This window comes from Bacillus sp. JJ1609, assembly GCF_036967045.1.
GTDB lineage: Bacteria > Bacillota > Bacilli > Bacillales > Cytobacillaceae > Mesobacillus.
Window position 1 is genome coordinate 1 of record NZ_JBALSS010000018.1, and the last position, 20389, is coordinate 20389.

General features: G+C 41.0%; 18 protein-coding genes and 1 pseudogene. 15 read left to right on the forward strand and 4 right to left on the reverse strand.

Annotation, left to right across the window (positions count from 1 at the left end; all coding sequences use genetic code 11):
• From V7654_RS14055 to V7654_RS14065, 3 genes and pseudogenes are all read left to right on the forward strand, one after another.
• Positions 1-250: pseudogene (locus V7654_RS14055) on the forward strand (hypothetical protein); the annotation flags it as partial.
• Positions 199-612, forward strand: coding sequence for a deoxycytidylate deaminase (locus V7654_RS14060; protein WP_335431063.1), 414 nt, complete (start codon positions 199-201; stop codon positions 610-612). The pseudogene V7654_RS14055 and the gene V7654_RS14060, both read left to right, overlap by 52 nt.
• Positions 613-657: 45 nt before the next feature.
• On the forward strand, positions 658-3012 hold the full coding sequence (locus V7654_RS14065; protein ID WP_335431064.1) for a DNA internalization-related competence protein ComEC/Rec2: 2355 nt from the start codon (positions 658-660) through the stop codon (positions 3010-3012).
• 113 nt (positions 3013-3125) lie between these two features.
• Here V7654_RS14065 and V7654_RS14070 read toward each other — a convergent pair whose 3' ends face one another.
• A complete protein-coding gene (locus V7654_RS14070) occupies positions 3126-3260 on the reverse strand; it encodes a YqzM family protein (RefSeq protein ID WP_335431066.1) in 135 nt (44 codons plus the stop codon).
• Between the two features lie 2 nt (positions 3261-3262).
• On the reverse strand, positions 3263-3499 hold the full coding sequence (locus V7654_RS14075; RefSeq protein ID WP_335431069.1) for a hypothetical protein: 237 nt from the start codon (positions 3497-3499) through the stop codon (positions 3263-3265).
• Between the two features lie 218 nt (positions 3500-3717).
• Here V7654_RS14075 and holA point away from each other — a divergent pair, with 218 nt between their 5' ends.
• Positions 3718-4740, forward strand: a complete 1023-nt coding sequence (holA, locus tag V7654_RS14080) for a DNA polymerase III subunit delta (RefSeq protein WP_335431070.1) — start codon at positions 3718-3720, stop codon at positions 4738-4740.
• 113 nt (positions 4741-4853) lie between these two features.
• Here the strand turns inward: holA and rpsT are convergent, their stop codons facing one another.
• Complete coding sequence (rpsT, locus tag V7654_RS14085; RefSeq protein WP_035209610.1) at positions 4854-5114, reverse strand: 30S ribosomal protein S20; 261 nt, start codon at positions 5112-5114, stop codon at positions 4854-4856.
• A gap of 223 nt (positions 5115-5337) precedes the next feature.
• On the opposite strand from rpsT, the gene gpr reads away from it, so the two are divergent.
• The 3 genes from gpr (at position 5338) to V7654_RS14100 (ending at position 8245) form a co-directional block, all read left to right on the forward strand.
• Positions 5338-6462, forward strand: coding sequence for a GPR endopeptidase (gene gpr / locus V7654_RS14090; RefSeq protein WP_335431071.1), 1125 nt, complete (start codon positions 5338-5340; stop codon positions 6460-6462).
• 223 nt (positions 6463-6685) lie between these two features.
• Positions 6686-7891 carry a stage II sporulation protein P gene (gene spoIIP, locus V7654_RS14095; RefSeq protein ID WP_335431072.1) on the forward strand — a complete coding sequence of 402 codons (1206 nt, stop codon included), beginning with the start codon at positions 6686-6688 and terminating at the stop codon, positions 7889-7891.
• A gap of 21 nt (positions 7892-7912) precedes the next feature.
• Positions 7913-8245 (forward strand): YqxA family protein, encoded by a 333-nt coding sequence (locus V7654_RS14100; protein WP_335431073.1) that lies wholly within the window; start codon positions 7913-7915, stop codon positions 8243-8245.
• 850 nt (positions 8246-9095) lie between these two features.
• Here V7654_RS14100 and V7654_RS14105 read toward each other — a convergent pair.
• Positions 9096-10004 carry a nuclease-related domain-containing protein gene (locus tag V7654_RS14105; RefSeq protein ID WP_335431074.1) on the reverse strand — a complete coding sequence of 303 codons (909 nt, stop codon included), beginning with the start codon at positions 10002-10004 and terminating at the stop codon, positions 9096-9098.
• 467 nt (positions 10005-10471) lie between these two features.
• Between V7654_RS14105 and lepA the strand changes: the two genes are divergently transcribed.
• The 8 genes from lepA to V7654_RS14145 all read left to right on the forward strand — a co-directional run bounded on the left by lepA (position 10472) and on the right by V7654_RS14145 (position 20386).
• Positions 10472-12307 (forward strand): translation elongation factor 4, encoded by a 1836-nt coding sequence (gene lepA / locus V7654_RS14110; RefSeq protein ID WP_335431075.1) that lies wholly within the window; start codon positions 10472-10474, stop codon positions 12305-12307.
• Positions 12308-12420: 113 nt separating this feature from the next.
• Entirely contained in the window at positions 12421-13560 is a 1140-nt protein-coding gene (hemW, locus tag V7654_RS14115; RefSeq protein WP_335431076.1) for a radical SAM family heme chaperone HemW, read from the forward strand.
• A gap of 76 nt (positions 13561-13636) precedes the next feature.
• Complete coding sequence (gene hrcA / locus V7654_RS14120; RefSeq protein WP_335431078.1) at positions 13637-14668, forward strand: heat-inducible transcriptional repressor HrcA; 1032 nt, start codon at positions 13637-13639, stop codon at positions 14666-14668.
• 171 nt (positions 14669-14839) lie between these two features.
• Positions 14840-15421, forward strand: a complete 582-nt coding sequence (gene grpE, locus V7654_RS14125) for a nucleotide exchange factor GrpE (RefSeq protein WP_335431079.1) — start codon at positions 14840-14842, stop codon at positions 15419-15421.
• 35 nt (positions 15422-15456) lie between these two features.
• Complete coding sequence (gene dnaK / locus V7654_RS14130) at positions 15457-17286, forward strand: molecular chaperone DnaK (RefSeq protein WP_335431081.1); 1830 nt, start codon at positions 15457-15459, stop codon at positions 17284-17286.
• A gap of 177 nt (positions 17287-17463) precedes the next feature.
• Positions 17464-18591, forward strand: a complete 1128-nt coding sequence (dnaJ, locus tag V7654_RS14135; RefSeq protein ID WP_335431082.1) for a molecular chaperone DnaJ — start codon at positions 17464-17466, stop codon at positions 18589-18591.
• 19 nt (positions 18592-18610) lie between these two features.
• Positions 18611-19549, forward strand: coding sequence for a 50S ribosomal protein L11 methyltransferase (gene prmA / locus V7654_RS14140; protein ID WP_335431084.1), 939 nt, complete (start codon positions 18611-18613; stop codon positions 19547-19549).
• A gap of 87 nt (positions 19550-19636) precedes the next feature.
• Positions 19637-20386 carry a 16S rRNA (uracil(1498)-N(3))-methyltransferase gene (locus V7654_RS14145; protein ID WP_335431086.1) on the forward strand — a complete coding sequence of 250 codons (750 nt, stop codon included), beginning with the start codon at positions 19637-19639 and terminating at the stop codon, positions 20384-20386.
• Positions 20387-20389 lie beyond the last annotated feature (3 nt).

Here is a 20389-nt window from a genome sequence, read left to right on the forward strand (position 1 = left end):
GCGTGGGCAGATTCGAGGAAGCTATTCAATGTCCTGCGGGCTTAGCTGGACAGGTGAGACCCCGCAGGAGCGAAGCGACGAGGAGGCTCAGCGCCAGCCCCGCGGAAAGCGAAGCGCCTGGAACGAAAATCAACAGCCTTGTTTAACAGAGCCATTAATATTAGAATGGCAATTAGCATTTCGAAGGGAGAAAACAGCATGGGAAGAAAGAGTTGGGATGAGTATTTTTTGGATATTGCAGATGAGGTAGGGACGCGTTCAACTTGTCCTCGGCTGCATGTTGGCTGTGTAATTGTTAAGGATAAGCATATCGTATCGACTGGTTATAATGGGTCAATACACGGACATGAGCATTGTGAAGATGTAGGCTGTTTGATTAATGAGCAGGGAAGATGCATCAGGACTCTCCACGCAGAAGAAAATGCGGTCCTGCATGCTGATAGAGGCTTATTACAAGGAGCAACAGCCTTCGTAACTCATGAGCCTTGTGAAAAATGTGCTAAAACCCTGGCGCAATCCGGCATAAAAAGAGTGGTTTACCGCAGCGCCTATCCGAATAAATGGAATGAAATTTTTCTCAGAGATGTCGAAGTTGTTCACTTATCAAAATAGGGATGGAGAACTGAACAAATTAACTATAGAAAAGAGCCACAAAAGATGGTCATGAAGCCTGACCGTAAAGTTCGTATTAAAGGGCAAATGTTTTACTTTGCAGTCTTCTCATTATTGGGTCTGCTAACTGTGCTTGAGAATTATGTCATATATGGAGGATTGTTCTTGCTGGCGATCATCTTCCTGAATTGGATAAAAAAGTTTACTGAAGCTATGTTAATACTTCTAGGTATTTGCTTTGTAATCTACATCGCTGCTGGATCATTTGAGAAAGGAAACATGATAACCAATTTATCCGGTAATGAACAAGACTTCCTGATTTTCTTTGAAAATGAAATTAAAATGGACGGTAATCTCCTTTTTGCGTATGCAAAATTGTACCCCAGTCAGGAAAAAGTGGCCGTCAGGTACAGGATCAAAACGGAAGATGAAAAACAGAGTTTAAATAAGCAGTTGTTTCCTGGAACAGCATGTCAAGCATCTGGCAGTCTCGAGATTCCTCCTGAAGCCCGAAATCCCCATGCCTTCGATTATCGAAAATATTTGAATCGAAAGCAAATCTACTGGGTTGTCGATGTAGACCGATTGCCTGCAGAACTTTGCATCGATACATCGAGTGGAATTGTGCCTGCACTTAAAAGATTCAGGCAGAAAGAAATTTACAGGATGGAAGAGCGTTTATCAGAAGAAACCGCAGCACTTACAGCAGCTCTATTGTTTGGAGTCAGAGATCTTTTTAATCCTGAAATTGAAAGGTCATACCAGAAAATTGGGGTTGTCCATTTGCTGGCTATATCTGGATTGCATGTTGGACTCCTCGTGGGAATGCTGTATTTCACTTGTATTAGACTCGGTATTACAAAGGAAAAAACAGAGTTATTGATGCTGATTTTCCTTCCGCTTTATTCAGTTGTAACTGGTTTAGCACCCCCGGTATTGAGAGCGGCAGCCATGCTAATGTTATTGATCAGTGCAAGGCGGCATCGTTGGCAGCTTACTCCGCTTGATGCCATTTCGATGGCATTTATGCTGATGGCCTTCAGCCAGCCTTATCTTATTTATGACATAGGATTTCAGCTTTCCTTTTTAGTCAGCCTTTCCCTTGTAATCTCAGCACCAAAGATACTTACAGAATTTAAATCCTTTCCCCGCCAAACTGCAGCTGCATCTATTATTTCACAACTAGCGAGCTTGCCGATCATTCTTTCTTCCTTTTATGAAATACCGCTAATATCCGTGCTTGCAAATCTTCTATTCGTACCGCTATTTTCCTTCATTATTCTTCCTCTGCTGCTGGTCACCTACATAGCTTATTCCTTATTTGGAAGCCTTCCAGTCTTATACGTAACATTACTCGAGAATCTCATTCATCTGGTTAACAGGATATCAATTTTGCTTGCTGAAGTCCCTGGTTCCTCAATCATCATAGGCAAGCCAGGAACGAGCATATTGATTTTGCAAATCCTCATGATTCCAATATTTTTCATTCTTTGGGAAAAAACAATATCAAAAGGGTTAAAGCCGAAGAGCTGGCAATACATACTGCCAATCCTTCCACTCCTAGTACAAATAATCATTCCTTATATAAATCCGTACGGTAAAATCATCTTCATTGATGTCGGGCAGGGGGACAGCATTTTAATCAGGATGCCGTTCAACAAGGGGAATTATCTTATTGATACTGGCGGTGTCATGGCATTTGAGCAACAAGGATGGCAGAAAAGAAAGGAAGTGTATGACCCAGGAAGGAACATTGTACTTCCGTTGCTTAAAAGTGAAGGGATTAGCAAAATCGATAAGTTAATCCTTACTCATGGGGATGCAGACCATATCGGAGGCGCATCCGCTCTATTCAATGAACTACGGATTAAGCAGTTGATTTTGCCTCGGGAAACGGAAAGGTCAACTCTCGAGTTGGATATCATCAAGAAAGCACTGGGGCAAGGAACAGCTATTTATTCGGGAGGTGCAGGAGCTGGCTGGAATTCAGGAGGCGGGAACTTCAATATTCTTAACCCATCGGGTAATACAGGGGACCGGAATGAAAGATCCGTCGTTCTCCTTGCAAATATTGGCGGGAAAAAGTGGCTTTTTACAGGTGATCTCGGAAATGAAGGTGAACAAATCTTATTAAAAAATTTTGGGGACCTTGATATTGATGTTTTGAAGGTGGGACATCATGGCAGCAAATATTCAAGTTCCAAGGAGTTTATCGAAAGCATTAAACCAGAATATGCTGTAATTTCAGTCGGGGCAAAGAACAGGTATGGTCATCCAAGCGGTGAGATTTTGAATCGATTAGATCTACAAGAAGTTCGTATATTTCGAACCGATTTATCTGGTGCCGTAATATACAGATTTAAAGGCGATTCAGGAACATTTTTCACCCAGGTTCCATAGGATATAGCAAAGAGCAACGAGGTCTTTCCTTGAATATCATGTTTCTCATCGCAAAAGTAAAGAGACTGCATTTATAAATGCAGTCTCCGTAACTTTATCCTATGTAGCCGTGATTAACTCCCGATTAACTGCACGACTGTAGCAATAATGAACATTGTTGCAAAGAACCCAAAAGAAACTCCGAATCCAACACCTGAGTCAACAGCGTCATTGCGATTGCTTTGGACATTCTCTTCAAATTGATTCACAGTCAAAACCCCCCTATTTCCTTAATAGTATAAGCGATTTGTTTTGAAAAATCCAGTATTCTTCTGCCTGCTATATTTTGATTAAGGATGTTAAATGCATCCTTAAAATTGTCCAGCTCCAGCACCTGCCTCCTCGGGTCACAAGCCGCCTTGTTGTGGGAGCTGGGAACTGCCTCCTCGCAGGTTATCTTATGCCTGTAGGGGCTGATCAAGGCGCTTACGATTTTCGAATTTGACAAGAGTTGACACAAATACTTTTCCCGCTTGGGGCTAAAATAATCTTAACTTAGATGCACCGCTGTTATATAAGTATCCTAGGCCTTATATTCCAGCGTTCAATATAAATGGGGGAATTGGTCCGGAAAGGCGCGGCCAATTCCCTTAGAATGCTTGTCAAAATGTCCAAGCTTCTTTACGATAGGTATATGGCAAAACTGTACGAACGGAGCGAAAGACATTGGTAATGGACATTTGGAAAAAAATAAGCAAAAAACAAATAGATCCCGTTTATTTATTGTATGGAACAGAAGCATTTTTAATTAATGAAACCAAGCAGCTGTTAATTGAACATGTACTTGATGATGAAGAAAAGGATTTTAATTTATCCGTCTATGATTTAGAAGAAACGCCGATCGAAGTAGCCCTGGAAGATGCGGAAACCTTTCCCTTCATGGGAGAGAAGAGACTGGTTATCCTGCAGAACCCTGTCTTTTTGACTTCAGAGAAGTCTAAAGGGAAGGTGGAACATAACCTTGGAAAGCTTGAGGAATATCTTTCACAGCCTGCACCATATTCAATTGTCGTTTTTTCTGCGCCTTATGAAAAATTGGACGAACGAAAGAAAATCACCAAAGAGTTAAAAAGAAAAGCAGCCGTTATTGAAGCAAAGAAGTTAACCGAACAAGAATTAGTTACATGGGTAAAAGAAAGAGCATCCTTAAGTGGTGTTGAAATTGAAAAAGATGCTATTGAACTGTTATTGTCGTTAGCTGGAACAAATCTGTTCATGCTCACTTCAGAAATAGATAAGCTATCCCTATATGCAGGAGAAAGCCGTTCAATCAACAAAGAAATAGTCGACAGACTGACAGCTCGGTCGCTTGAGCAAAATATTTTCACCTTGGTAGACAAGGTTGTCCACCGAAATGTTGAAGGTGCATTGAGGATTTATTATGACTTATTAAAACAAAACGAAGAACCGATTAAGATCCTTTCTGTCATTACTGGACAGATAAGGCTAATCTATCAAGTAAAGGAATTATCCCGAAAAGGATATGGCCAACAGCAGATAGCGGGAACACTGAAAATTCACCCATTCAGGGTAAAACTTGCTGCAGGACAGGCAGGTTCTTTTTCGGATGAAGAATTGATGAGGATTATTAAACTGCTGGCAGATGCTGATTACCAAATGAAGACAGGCGGAATGAGAAAAGAAATGCTAATCGAAATGATCCTGTTTCAGATCAATGGGAGAAAATAGTATTTTTAAAATTCTTGTTACATACGAATTCTATTTCATTTGATTTTCCTGAAAAATAATAATACAAAATAAAAAAACGACCATAAAGGTCGTTTTTTTATTAGCATTTAAAATTAGCCATTAGCGTTTAATTTTTTCATTAAACGGGCTTTTTTGCGGGAAGCTGCGTTTTTGTGGATAAGACCTTTAGCTGCTGCTTTGTCAAGCTTGCTAGCTGCTTCAGCAAAAGAAACCTTTGCTTCAGTATCGTTGTTCACGATTGCTGCTTCTGCTTTTTTAACTGCTGTACGCATAGAAGATTTTACTGTAATGTTTTGAGCTTTGCTCGCTTCACTAGTTTTTACACGTTTGATTGCAGATTTAATGTTTGGCATTCCGTTCACCTCCTAAAAAAGCATCGAGATTTTATGGAACTCGACTTTTCCAGTACATTTCTTATTTATTAAGAACAAATGATATTTTATCAAATAGGGGTTAATAATGCAATACTCTGCTTTAATTTAAGTCTAGTGTATCGTGAATGTTTTTTTATGTAAAAGGAAAAGATAGGCAATAGTATACTGGCAACAGCCAAACTGTATGTGGAGGAATGGGACAATGAAGGAATCCGTAGATTTGAGCATGTATTCAATCAGGACAGACCTGGCAGTAGAGGCAAGGGAAATGGTGCTCGCAGACCAGGCAGCAACAGTCCATTCACAGGAAAATCTTTCACACATTGAAGGCGTGATCATTAAAGAAAAAGAAGAGAATGATATAAAAATTTCGCTTGTTGAGGTAACGGCAGAGGGTGAAAAAAATCTTGGCAAAAAGCAGGGGCAATATTTAACGATTGAGGTTGTCGGGATTCGCCAGCAGGACAGTGAACTTCAAGGAAAGGTAGAAAAGGTTTTTGCTTCGGAATTTGCTCAGTTCCTAAAGCAGGCAGGAATCAACAAGGATGCATCATGCCTTGTGGTTGGTTTGGGAAATTGGAATGTAACCCCTGATGCCCTTGGACCGCTTGTATGCGAAAATCTCCTTGTTACAAGGCACTTATTCGAACTGCAGCCAGAGCAAGTGGATGAGGGTTACCGCCCTGTAAGTGCATTATCTCCTGGAGTTATGGGCCTGACGGGAATAGAGACATCAGATATTATATTTGGGGTTGTTGAAAAAACAAAGCCTGATTTTGTTATCGCGATCGATGCACTTGCTTCCAGATCAATAGAAAGAGTCAACGCAACGATTCAAATCTCTGATACTGGCATCCATCCAGGTTCTGGTGTGGGGAATAAAAGAAAAGAGTTGAGTAAGGAAACTCTTGGAATCCCAGTAATTGCAATCGGCGTACCAACTGTAGTTGATGCAGTGTCAATCACAAGTGATACGATTGATTTTATCCTTAAGCATTTTGGCAAGGAATTGAGGGAAGGAAATAAACCTTCAAGGTCACTCGTTCCAGCGGGAATGAGCTTCGGAAAAAGAAAGAAGCTTACCGAAGAGGATCTGCCAGAAACTCAGCACCGTCAAACATTCTTAGGAATGATAGGAACTCTCGAAGACGAGGAAAAACGCAAGCTGATTTACGAAGTACTATCTCCTTTAGGACATAATTTGATGGTCACACCGAAAGAGGTTGATGTTTTCATTGAGGATATGGCGAATCTAATAGCCGGCGGTCTTAATTCTGCACTCCACTCAAACATTGATCAGGATAATTCAGGTATGTATACACATTAGTGGTATTTCTTTACTTAACTATTGCTTATCCCCATTGACCAGTTTTTTAATAAAAAGTTCAAACACAGACTTTAGATAAAACAAGCGATATAGAATTAGGAATAATTAATTTTCAAAGAGGAATTTTCAACAATTATTTCAATATGATTAAGATGAGATTACTGGTTCTATCTTCTCTAGCAAAGTCATAACATTTACTAGACTTGCACAGAGAGGTGGAACAATGAGACTTAGTAAACGATCTGGAATAATTGTAGCAGTCCAAGGTACTCATCTGGTAAAAGCAGCCCTAGCATTTGTATTCTTTCTCATTGGCATATTTTCAATCAGTGGAGTCATGACTTCACTCCGTCCTGAATATCGAATATCGTCCGATTCAGTTAATCAGGCAGCTATGAATTTGAATGGCCAGCTGCTGTTCTCTCTGATGGGGTGGGAGAACCACCAATTTCTAGAAGCGCTGCCTAAAGAAATTGAAGCTCCTAAGCTGTCGACTGTGATGTTCAAACTGTCTACCAATATTAATCTTGATGACCCCAGGAGCTTGCTCGGTAGGGAACTGCCGGGATTCTCACTGTTTGATGGGAAAATACTTGTGGCTGGTGAAGGTACCAATTATACGAATATGCCAATGGAATCCGCACCTCCTGTTGAAATATTGAAAGCAGACCAGGAGGCTGCATTGCAAAATACCGATGAACTTCCACCTGTCCCACAGAATGATACAGGAGCTCCGACTTTAACTACTGGAGGACGGAAAGCAGTATATATTTATTTTACACACACAAGGGAATCGTATCTCCCGTACTTAAAGGGTGTAACAGACCCAGATAAAGCATATCATTCAAAAGTGAATGTTACTAAAGTGGGCGACCATCTGAAAGCCGGACTAGAGAAACGTGGAATCGGAACAACTGTTGATAAAACAGATGTAATGGCCAACTTGAATAAGAAGGGTCTTGGATTTGGCAAAGCTTATCAGGAATCACGGCCAGTTGTCGAAGCCGCAATGACTGGTGACCGGAATCTGCAATATTTTATCGATATCCACCGGGACGGGTACCGCAAAGAGAAAACGACCATTCAAATCAATGGGAAATCATATGCCAAAGTCGCCTTTGTTATCGGCGGAGAAAATGCGAACCATGAAAAGAATCTTGCATTAGCGAAAGAGCTTCACCATCTTCTGGATAAAAAATATGGAAAAGGTCTTAGCAGGGGAGTCGTTGAGAAAAAGGGCGCAACCACTAATGGTAAATTTAACCAGGACTTATCACAAAATGCAATTTTAATTGAGTTTGGCGGGGTAGATAATACGTTTGAAGAGTTGAATCGTTCAGCAGATGCACTGGCCGATGTCTTCAGCGAATTTTATTGGCAGGCAGAAAAAGTAGGGGCACCTGCACAAGTACCGCCGAATAAGAAATAAATAGTTGGCTAGGTGATCGAGATGAAAATGTTTATGCTGAAAAGCATGATGCTTGCTTCCCTAATGTTCATATCCGTTTTGTTCGGCATGCAGCAGGCAAATGAAGGAATTCATAAAATGAAGGGTTATGATGATCCCCAATTCAAAAGTGCTTTTACGATTAAAGAAGAGGATGATGGATCAATTAAGAGCGCGATACTTGGTAATGATGTTTCAAGCCATGACCTCGGACAAAAAAGAAAAAAACTAGAGGAAATGAAAGCATTCAATTTTTTCTCATCAATAGGCAAAAACCTCGCTGAAGGAATATCTTATGTAATGGAAAAAACAGTGGATTTGCTAACAAGGAAGTAGAAGCAGCGGGTGATGGCCCGCTGTTTTTCTGTTTTTAGGCTCGATACTGTGACCAAAAATGGGTGGATGGGGAAAGACAGGTGACCAATGAAGCTGATTGGCACCGGGAAAGCGGGGGTGGGGTAAAATAGGTCATCAATGAAGCCTATTAGCGCGGGGGAAGTAAGATAATGGAAAATCCGGACATTCATGAAGCCTATTAGCGTCCGGGAAAAGTAAGATAATGGAAATTATGAGCGTTAACGAAGCTTATTAGTTTCCGAGAAAGTAAGATCATGGAAAATCCGGACACTAATGAAGCTTATTAGAGTTTNNATGAAGCTTATTAGAGTTTGTAATAGTAATATAATGGAAAATCCATGCATTAATGAAGCCTATTAGCGCCAGGAAAAGCAAAATAATGGAAAAGTGGGTCACCAATGAAGCCTATTAGCGCGTGAAAAAGTAAGATAATGGGAAACAGGGACACTAATGAAGTCTATTAGTGCCCGCGGAAGTAAGTTTATGGAAAATTCAGGCAATAACGAGGCCTATTAGAGTCCGAAAAAGTAAGATGATGGAAATTATGAGCACTAATGAAGCTTATTAGTACCTGTAAAAGTAAGATAATGGGAAACAGGGACACTAATGAAGCTTATTAGAGTTTTTAATAGTAATATAATGGAAAATCTGGACACTCATGAAGCCTATTAGCATCAGAAAAAGTAAAATAACGGAAAATTCAGACATTAACGAAGCCTATCAATGCCTGTAAAAGCAATAATATAGAATTTAGATATACCAATGATTTCATTGACGTTAAAAAAGGTCACCAATGATATCATTGGTGACCAAACCAAAAATTAAAAAATTATTCATAGTATGACCATTGTCCCGAACCAAAAACTATGAATTTCTCCTTCAATATCTTTCTGATTGTTTTCTTCGGAAAAATACCGCCACTCCATTCATAGATGATATTCGTAGTGATCTTTTTAGTTGGATATAAGATCTGATACTCCTCAATACATCGTAAGAGAGCGTTTTTCGTATTCTCATGCTTTCCGCATTTATTACATGTTAATATGACCAGGCGATATTCTTCCATTACCGTACCGCATGACTGGCAAAACATTCCTTTTCGCAATTGGGCATAATCATACTGGGGTATTTTGGTGAAAGGGGATTTCGTTAAATGGGATGAAAGTAATTTTTCCGATAGTCTGTCATGCTGGTTATTCAAAATCGACTTCTGATTATTAATTTGTTTAATAAAACGATTGAGATTAGTTGGGAGGAGGGTTCGCCGGTCAAGGGGGGCATGGTATAAAGTGAATTCGGGATTAATAAAAACGAGAAATGCAGCTATGGGGGTTTTTACGCCAATACTATTAAAAAGCTGTCTTAAAAGTGATTCGTTCCTCTCTAATTGGAGCCAAGGATTTTTTACTTCGGATCCGTTTTTCTTCTTGAATTTGTCACCTTCAAAATAAAATTCTCCTTCGTAGTTCTTCACCTCAAATAGATAAGTGAGATTCTCGGAAATCATCAGAGAGTCAATTTGAAAATGAGAATGACTCAACTCAAAAAGTAAATCATTGAGCACATAAGATTCTATTCCGATTTTGTGCAGATATTTATCAAACATAACCTCGCCTTCGAATCCTTTTTGGAGATTTAAATAATACTGTTTGTCTTTTTCCGCCAAATCCATCCGAAAATCCAATGCCTTCAAACCTCTTAATTCTTCTGATTCAGAGCGTTCCTTTTTAAATAACATGATCCACATCCTTTCTCCTCTATTTTTATGGAAAAGTATACAAATATCCAGTGAACGTTTTAGTACATATACAGCTCGTAGCCTATTTTAGAAAGTGAACTAGACAATTTTCATGTTTTTAAGATAGGCTAACCTGAAAATATGCACAATAAAAAAATGAGAAATCATTATAGGAAAAAATGCATCATTTCATTCACCATGGTGCGAATTTTCATTAGCATGGATGTCTCTGTTAAACAAGGCTGTTGATTTTCGTTTCAGGCGCTTCGCTTTCCGCGGGTCTGGCGCTGAGTCCGCAGGAGTCTACGCGCCTTCCACTACAATCAACAGGGTTTAAAAAAGATAAAAATCTCGATCAATCCAATATGTATGTAGACTGCACTTTTCGTTTTTCATTGAATCTTGATATTCCTGCTGATATAATCAACAATAGTGTACATGCGCGAGTATAGTAGGAGTGAAACGCAATGAACAGAGAAGATAGACTTAAAAGACAAAGTAAAATACGAAATTTTTCGATTATCGCCCATATTGACCATGGTAAGTCCACATTGGCTGACAGAATCCTTGAGAAAACGAATGCGTTGACATCTCGTGAGATGAAGGATCAGCTTTTAGACTCCATGGATTTAGAGCGTGAACGCGGAATTACGATTAAATTGAATTCAGTGCAATTGAAATATAAGGCGAAAGACGGAGAACTCTATACCTTCCATTTGATTGATACTCCAGGGCACGTCGACTTCACTTATGAGGTGTCACGAAGCCTGGCTGCTTGTGAAGGTGCTGTACTTGTAGTCGACGCCGCACAGGGAATTGAAGCCCAGACATTGGCGAACGTATACCTGGCAATCGATAATGACCTGGAGATTGTGCCGGTCATCAATAAGATCGATTTACCAAGTGCCGATCCTGAACGGGTTCGAAATGAGATTGAAGAAGTAATCGGTTTGGATGCTTCTGAAGCTGTTCTTGCGTCTGCAAAAGCAGGAATTGGGATTGAAGAAATCCTTGAACAAATCGTTGCGAAGGTTCCGGCTCCGGAAGGGGATCCCGATGCACCTTTGAAAGCCTTGATTTTTGACTCTCTATATGATGCCTACCGTGGTGTTGTAGCCTATATTCGGGTGGTCGATGGTACGGTCAAGGTTGGAGATAAAGTTAAGATGATGGCGACAGGCAAGGAATTTGAAGTGACAGAGGTAGGAGTGTTTACTCCAAAATCGACTCCTTCTGCAGAATTGACTGTTGGTGATGTAGGATTTTTAACTGCTGCTATTAAAAATGTTGGCGACACGCGTGTCGGTGATACAATCACCAATGCGAAGAACGGTGCAACTGAACCGCTTCCAGGATATCGCCGCTTGAATCCAATGGTATATTGCGGTTTATATCCAATTGATAGTGCTAAATTCAACGATTTAAGAGAAGCTCTTGAAAAACTTGAACTCAACGATTCAGCACTTCAATTTGAGCCGGAAACATCACAGGCACTAGGATTTGGATTCCGCTGCGGATTCCTTGGTCTTCTTCATATGGAAATCATCCAGGAGCGGATCGAACGTGAATTTAAAATTGATCTAATCACCACAGCACCAAGTGTTATTTACGATGTTATCATGACTGACGGTTCTGAAGTGAAGGTTGATAACCCTTCAAACATGCCAGACCCTCAAAAGATTGCACGCGTTGAAGAGCCTTATGTAAAAGCAACAATGATGGCACCGAATGATTATGTCGGTGCAATCATGGAGCTTTGTCAGGAAAAACGCGGAATTTTCATAGATATGCAATTTATGGACGAAACACGTGTGAATATCGTATATGAAATACCGTTATCCGAAATCGTTTATGATTTCTTTGACCAGCTTAAGTCAAGTACGAAAGGCTATGCATCATTTGACTATGAATTGATTGGCTATAAACCATCTAAGCTTGTTAAAATGGATATCCTTTTAAATGCTGAAAAAGTAGATGCCTTGAGTTTCATCGTTCACAATGATTTCGCATATGAACGCGGAAAGATCATCGTTGAGAAATTGAAGGATCTAATTCCTCGACAGCAGTTTGAGGTTCCAATCCAGGCAGCAATCGGTCAAAAAATCGTGGCTCGTTCTACGATTAAAGCTATGCGCAAAAACGTATTGGCTAAATGTTACGGTGGGGATATCTCACGTAAACGAAAGCTTCTTGATAAGCAAAAAGAAGGTAAGAAACGGATGAAGCAGGTTGGTTCTGTTGAAGTTCCGCAAGAAGCCTTCATGGCCGTTCTTAAAATGGACGATACTAATACAAAGAAATAAAATAAATAGCAAGGGAGGCTGGATGTGCTTGTGCAGGCAAGTGATTCTAGCCTCTTTTTTCAATAGTTAATCAACAAATCAAGGCAAAAGGCCACTTAGGAAGTGAATAATAAATGAAAGCAGCATACATCCATATTCCATTCTGCCATCATATTTGCCATTACTGCGATTTTAATAAGGTATTCATGAAAGGGCAGCCTGTTGATGAATATTTGCAATCGCTAGAAAAGGAAATGGAGCTTACAGTAAAAGGAGATCCAAGTGTTCTCGAAACGGTCTTTGTCGGTGGCGGGACACCGACTGCCTTAAATGAGATGCAACTCGAGAAACTGGTCGTGGCAATCCAAAATCAGCTTAGAATCGACAAAAATACTGAATATACCTTCGAAGCGAATCCTGGTGATCTATCAAAGGAAAAGCTGACAATCCTGAAGGAAGCTGGAGTTAATCGTTTAAGCTTTGGGGTACAAACCTTCAATGATGAACTCCTTAAAAGAATTGGCAGGAGCCATCGTGCAAAGGATGTCTTTGAATCAATCGACAATGCAAAAGCGGTTGGCTTTGAAAATATCAGCGTTGATCTTATATACAGCCTACCCGGCCAGACAAAGAAAGACGTCATAGAATCCATTCATACAGCACTAGGTCTGGGACTTGTCCATTATTCTGGCTATTCACTGATCATTGAGCCAAAAACTGTTTTTTATAACCTGATGCAAAAGGGCAAGCTTACAATTCCTGGAGAGGATGCAGAAGCTGAAATGTATGAAACGCTTATGGAGCAAATGGAGCTTCATGGGCTGTATCAATATGAAATCAGCAACTTTGCTGTTCCTGGATTTGAAAGCAGGCATAATTTAACTTATTGGAATAATGAAGAATACTATGGATTCGGAGCAGGGGCACACAGCTATGTAAACGGTATGAGGCAATCCAACTACGGTCCGCTCAAAAAATATATGGAGCCGTTGGCGAAGGATGAGCTGCCAATCATGAATGCGCACCCAGTCTCCCGCGCGGAGAAGATAGAAGAGGAAATGTTCCTGGGACTAAGGAAAACAGAAGGTGTATCGGTTCGACATTTTCAGGAAAAATTCAATGAAAATCCAATTCATTTATTTGCTGAGCAAATTAATGAATGGTCTGAAAAAGGACTGTTAAAAATGGATGATAAACGTATCTTCTTAACTCGGCAGGGACGGATGCTCGGCAACGAAGTTTTTCAATCATTCATTGGGGTATCAAATCATTGACATCCTCAGCGTTTATTGATAAATTATTTTTAGAATTAGCACTCGTTCTTATAGAGTGCTAACAGAGGTGATGATGTTGTTAACAGATCGTCAGGTGCTAATATTGCAGGTGATTGTTGATGACTTTATTCGTTCAGCTCAGCCGATAGGTTCAAGGAGCTTGTCGAAAAAAGATGAAATAACCTTCAGTTCGGCTACAATCCGAAATGAAATGGCAGATCTAGAGGATTTAGGTTTCATTGAAAAAACCCATACTTCTTCGGGTAGAATTCCTTCGGAGAAAGGGTATCGTTATTATGTTGATAATCTTCTGCTGCCGCAAAAATTGAATCATTCAGATATGGCTGCGATTAATTCCATTTTTGCTGAAAGAATTTACGAGCTTGAAAAAATCGTTCAAAAATCAGCGAAGATCCTTTCTGAAATGACCAATTATACTTCGATTGTCTTGGGACCTGCTGTAAAGGACAATAAATTAAAAAAGCTTCAAATTGTCCCGTTGAACAAGGATACCGCGATCGCGATTATCGTAACGGATACAGGTCATGTGGAAAATAGGATGTTCCATTTTCCAACGAGTGTTGATCCTTCGGATGTTGAAAAAATGGTCAATATCCTCAATGATCGATTGGCAGGAGTCCCCCTTACAAATCTTAACTCAAAGATTTATAAGGAAATTGCTGTGTTGCTGCGTCAGCATATAAGCAGCTATGATTTGCTTCTGAATACAATAACCGATACTTTGAACATGCCTGCGCATGATAAGGTGTTTTTCGGAGGCAAGACCAATATCCTGAGCCAGCCAGAATTCAATGATGTTGAAAAAATCCGCAGTCTTATGAACATGATTGAGCAAGAGGATGGACTATATCAGCTGATCAGGAAGAATCCTGCTGGAATCAACATTAAAATCGGCACTGAAAATGATAATTCCGCCATGGAAAATTGCAGCCTCATTACAGCTACCTATTCGATGGGAGCTGAAAAACTAGGTACGATTGCTGTGCTTGGTCCAACGAGGATGGAATATTCACGCGTAATAAGCTTACTCCAATTGATCAGTACAGATCTTTCAAAGGTGTTGACAGAGCTGTATCAAAATAAATAGGCATGGAAATATTGATTAAGGGTGGAGCAGCCTGTTCCATCCCGAATTTCCATGTGTTTTCTGATGAAGACCAGATCCGTCTGGATCCTTCATTGAAATAAATGTATGGCCGGGCGTTGCCCGACCAACATCAGCGGCAAGGCCGCCATTCTTTAAGGGAGGTGAGTTAACGTGACAGAAGAAAGAAACACTGAGCAAGAGTTGAACAGCCAGTTTGAAGACGAGAAGGTTGAAGGAGTTTTTGCTGAAAATGAAGCTTCTGAACAAACTGAAGAGGTTCCTGAGCAGGAGCAAGATCCAGTTCAGCTTAGAATTGCTGAATTGGAAGCGAAGCTTGAGGATGCTGACAACCGTTACCTGCGCCTTCAGGCTGACTTTGATAACTTCCGCCGCCGATCAAGGATTGAACTTGAAGCGAGCGCTAAATATAGAGCACAAAGCGTAATCACTGATCTGCTACCGGCTATCGATAATTTTGAGAGAGCGATGAAGATGGAAGTAGATAACGAACAGGCAAAATCCCTTATGCAGGGAGTAGAAATGGTTTACCGCAGCTTGCTGGATGCTCTTAAAAATGAGGGTGTTGAAGAAATTGAAGCTGTTGGAAAAGAATTTGATCCACATCTTCACCAGGCCGTTATGCAGGCTGAAGATGAAAATTTCGGTTCTAACATCGTAGTTGAAGAGTTTCAAAAAGGCTATATGCTTAAAGACCGCGTAATTCGTCCAGCAATGGTAAAAGTGAACCAATAATCGCGGTTACATATTTTAGCTAGGAGGTAATAAATATGAGTAAAATTATCGGTATTGACTTAGGTACAACTAACTCTTGTGTTGCCGTACTTGAAGGCGGCGAACCAAAGGTTATTCCAAATCCAGAAGGAAACAGAACTACACCTTCGGTTATAGCATTTAAAAATGGCGAGCGCCAGGTAGGCGAGGTTGCTAAGCGCCAGGCTATCACAAACCCTAATACAATCATTTCAATTAAGCGTCACATGGGTACAGACCATAAAGTTGAAGCTGAGGGCAAGGAATACTCGCCTCAGGAATTATCAGCTGTCATTCTTCAATACTTGAAGTCTTATGCAGAAGACTATCTTGGTGAGCCTGTAACAAAGGCTGTCATTACAGTTCCAGCATATTTCAATGATGCAGAACGTCAGGCAACTAAGGATGCAGGAAGAATTGCCGGTCTTGAAGTTGAACGTATCATCAACGAGCCAACAGCAGCTGCCCTTGCTTACGGTCTAGACAAAATGGACGAAGACCAGACTATCCTGGTTTATGATCTTGGTGGCGGTACGTTTGACGTTTCCATCCTTGAATTGGGCGATGGAGTATTTGAAGTGAAAGCTACTGCTGGTGACAATCGTCTTGGCGGCGATGACTTTGACCAGGTAATCATTGACTATTTGGTAGAGCAATTCAAAAAAGAAAACGGCATCGATCTTTCAAAAGACAAAATGGCTCTTCAGCGCTTAAAGGATGCAGCTGAAAAAGCGAAGAAGGATCTTTCTGGTGTAACTTCTACCCAGATTTCTCTTCCATTCATCACAGCAGGAGAAGCAGGACCACTTCACCTTGAAGTGAACATGACTCGTGCAAAATTCGAAGAGCTTTCTGCTGGATTGGTAGAGCGTACTATGGGACCAACTCGTCAGGCACTTAAAGATGCTGGCTTAAGCCCATCAGAGCTTGATAAAGTAATTCTTGTCGGCGGATCAACTCGTATTCCTGCTGTTCAGGAAGCAATCAAGAAAGAAACTGGAAAAGAGCCACACAGAGGTGTTAACCCTGATGAAGTTGTAGCAATGGGTGCGGCAATCCAGGGCGGTGTAATCTCTGGTGATGTTAAGGATGTAGTCTTGCTGGACGTTACTCCGCTTTCACTTGGTATTGAGACAATGGGCGGAGTATTCACTAAGCTTATTGACCGTAACACAACCATTCCAACATCTAAATCTCAGGTATTCTCAACAGCTGCAGACAGCCAGACTGCTGTAGATATCCACGTACTTCAAGGTGAGCGTCCAATGGCTTCTGCCAATAAAACTCTTGGTCGTTTCCAATTGACTGACATTCCGCCAGCTCCACGTGGAATTCCTCAGATCGAAGTTACTTTTGATATCGATAAAAACGGTATCGTTAACGTTCGCGCGAAGGACCTTGGTACAAACAAAGAACAGCAAATCACTATCAAGTCTTCTACTGGACTTTCTGACGACGAAATCGAACGCATGGTAAGAGAAGCTGAAGAAAATGCTGAAGCGGACAAGAAGCTTAAAGAAGAAGTTGAGCTTCGCAATGAAGCTGACCAGTTAGTATTCACAGCTGAAAAGACTTTAAAAGATCTTGAAGGAAAAGTGGACGAAGCTGATGTTAAGAATGCAACTGATGCGAAAGATGAGCTGAAGGCTGCAATCGAGAAGAACGACATCGAAGAAATCCGCACTAAGAAGGATGCATTGCAGGAAATCGTCCAAAACCTTAGCGTGAAGCTTTATGAAGAAGCTGCTAAGCAAGCTCAGGCGCAACAAGGTGCACCTGGCCAAGATGGTCCTAAAGACGACAACATCGTAGATGCAGAATTTGAAGAAGTAAATGACGATAAATAATTAATTATCAAACAAAAAGTCAAAGTCAGGTCATACTTGGCTTTGGCTTTTTGTTTGTATCGACGACAAAGAATTTGGACTACTAAAATAACGCATAATAGATGTTTTAAATATTGCGCATGAATATACGGGAATGTTAGAATTATCTTTATGTGAAAAGATTCGGGAGTGGTAATCATGAGCAAACGGGATTACTATGAAGTCCTGGGAGTTAGCAAATCGGCTTCCAAGGATGAACTAAAGAAAGCGTATCGAAAGCTTTCTAAACAATTCCATCCGGACATCAATAAAGAGCCGGGAGCAGACGAAAAATTCAAAGAAGTTAAAGAAGCATATGAAGTGCTGAGCGACGACCAAAAGCGTGCCCAATATGACCAATTTGGCCATGTTGATCCGAACCAGGGCTTTGGCGGGGGAGACTTTGGCGGCGGGTTCGGCGGATTCGAAGATATCTTTAATTCTTTCTTTGGCGGTGGAGGAGGCGGCAGACGCCGTGATCCTAATGCGCCAAGGCAAGGTGCTGATCTTCAATATACAATGACTTTGAAGTTCGAAGAAGCAGTATTCGGCAAGGAAACGGATATCGAGATTCCTCGAGAAGAAACATGTGATACATGTAACGGTTCAGGAGCCAAGCCAGGAACTAAAGTTGATACATGTAAACATTGCCACGGCAGTGGTCAGCTGAATGTTGAGCAAAATACTCCATTTGGACGTATTGTCAATCGCCGTGTCTGCAATTACTGCAATGGTACCGGCAAAGAAATCAAAGAAAAATGCTCAACTTGTTCTGGAGCAGGAAAAGTTACAAGACGTAATAAAATTCATGTGAAAATTCCTGCAGGTGTAGATGATGGCCAGCAGTTAAGAGTTGCCGGAAAAGGGGAAGCTGGTATTAACGGTGGACCTTCTGGAGATCTTTATATTGTTTTCCACATAAGATCACATGAATTCTTTGAACGTGATGGCGATGATATCTATTGTGAAATGCCAATCACATTTGTCCAGGCAGCATTAGGTGACGAAGTAGAAGTGCCTACACTGCATGGCAAGGTGAAACTGAAAATCCCAACAGGCACTCAAACTGGGACTAAATTCCGCTTAAAAGGCAAGGGAGTCCCTAATGTCCGTGGATATGGTACAGGTGATCAGCATGTTCTTGTCCGAATTGTTACACCTACAAAGCTGTCTGAGAAACAAAAGCAGCTATTAAGGGAATTTGCGGACGTCAGTGGCCAATCGCCGATTGGGGAGCATGAAGAAAGCTTTTTCTCAAAAGTAAAACGAGCCTTTAAAGGTGATTAATTGAATGGAGCTGGTGTAAATGAAATGGTCTGAAATCAGCATTTTAACAACAAATGAAGCGGTTGAGCCGATTTCAAATATCCTGCACGAGGCAGGAGCAAGTGGGGTAGTGATTGAAGATCCGCTTGAGCTTGTGAAGGAAAGAGAGGACCAGTTCGGAGAAATATACCAACTTAATCCAGACGATTATCCTGAAGAAGGTGTCATCATCAAAGCTTATCTCCCGGTTAACAGCTTTCTTGGAGAAACAGTTGATGAAATTAAAGAAGCAATTAATAACCTGATTATCTATAATATCGATATCGGAATGAACAAGGTATCAATCAGTGAGGTAAATGAGGAAGAATGGGCAACTGCCTGGAAGAAGTATTACAACCCGGTAAAAATTTCCGAAAAGTTCACGATTGTCCCTACCTGGGAAGACTATACGCCAGTCCATACCGATGAATTAATCATTGAACTAGATCCAGGAATGGCTTTTGGAACAGGCACACACCCGACTACGGTTATGTGCATCCAGGCACTTGAAAGAACTGTTAAACCTGGCGACCGCGTCGTTGATGTTGGTACAGGTTCAGGGGTTCTGAGCATCGCGGCTGCAAAACTTGGTGCTATAAAAGTCGAGGCGATGGACCTTGATGATGTAGCTGTTCAAGTAGCGAAACTGAACATTAAACTAAACAAAGTTCAGGAAGGCGCAACAGTATCCCAAAACAACCTTTTAGATGGTGTAGCAGAGGGAGCAGACATAGTTGTCGCGAATATCTTGGCTGAAGTGATTCTCAGGTTCGCTGATGATGCCGGCAAAATTGTGAAAAATGGCGGCTATTTCATTACCTCTGGAATCATCCAGCAGAAAAAAGAAGTTGTTAAGGATGCGATGATCAACGCTGGTTTTGAAATTGAAGAAATTATTGCAATGGAAGACTGGGTTGCAATCATAGGCAAAAAGAAATAATCTAGGGAAAAGGGGAACATGCAATACCCCTTTTTTCTGTCTTTTATTAGTAAACAGCCTCATTTTGATTGGAAAGCAGGTGCTGTGGTGCAGCGTTATTTTATTGATGGACAAGAAAGCACGGAACGATTCATTATTAATGGCGATGATTATCATCACATTGTACGTGTCATGAGAATGAAGGCTGGGGATCAAATTATTTGTGTTTTGCCAGAGGGAAAAAGCGCGATTTGCCTTATTGCAGAAATTACCGATGAAATGGTTGTGGCAAACGTTGTAAAATGGGAAGAAGGAACCTCTGAGCTGCCGGTCCATGTTGTTATAGCGAGCGGTCTGCCTAAAGGGGATAAGCTCGAATTGATTATCCAGAAGGGCACAGAACTTGGTGCCTATGAATTTGTCCCCTTCACCGCATCCCGCTCAGTTGTCAAATGGGATGGCAAGAAAGCCGCCAAAAAGATTGAACGGTGGCAAAAAATTGCCAAAGAAGCTGCTGAACAGTCTCATCGCATCAGAATTCCCAATGTAAAAGAACCGGTTAGTGTCAAAGAACTTATTAAGGCCAGCAGTAAGTACGAGCATAAGCTTATAGCCTATGAGGAGGAAGCAAGGGAGGGTGAAGCGTCGGTCCTTTCTTCAACTCTAAAGAAAATGCAGGCAGGCGACAGCCTCCTGATCGTCTTTGGTCCGGAAGGCGGATTGACTTCCGAGGAGGTTTCCCTTCTTGCAGAAAACGGCTTTGAATCATGTGGTCTTGGACCGCGCATCTTGCGTACAGAAACAGCGCCATTATATGTACTGTCAGCTGTTTCCTATCATTTTGAATTATTGGGGTGAAAA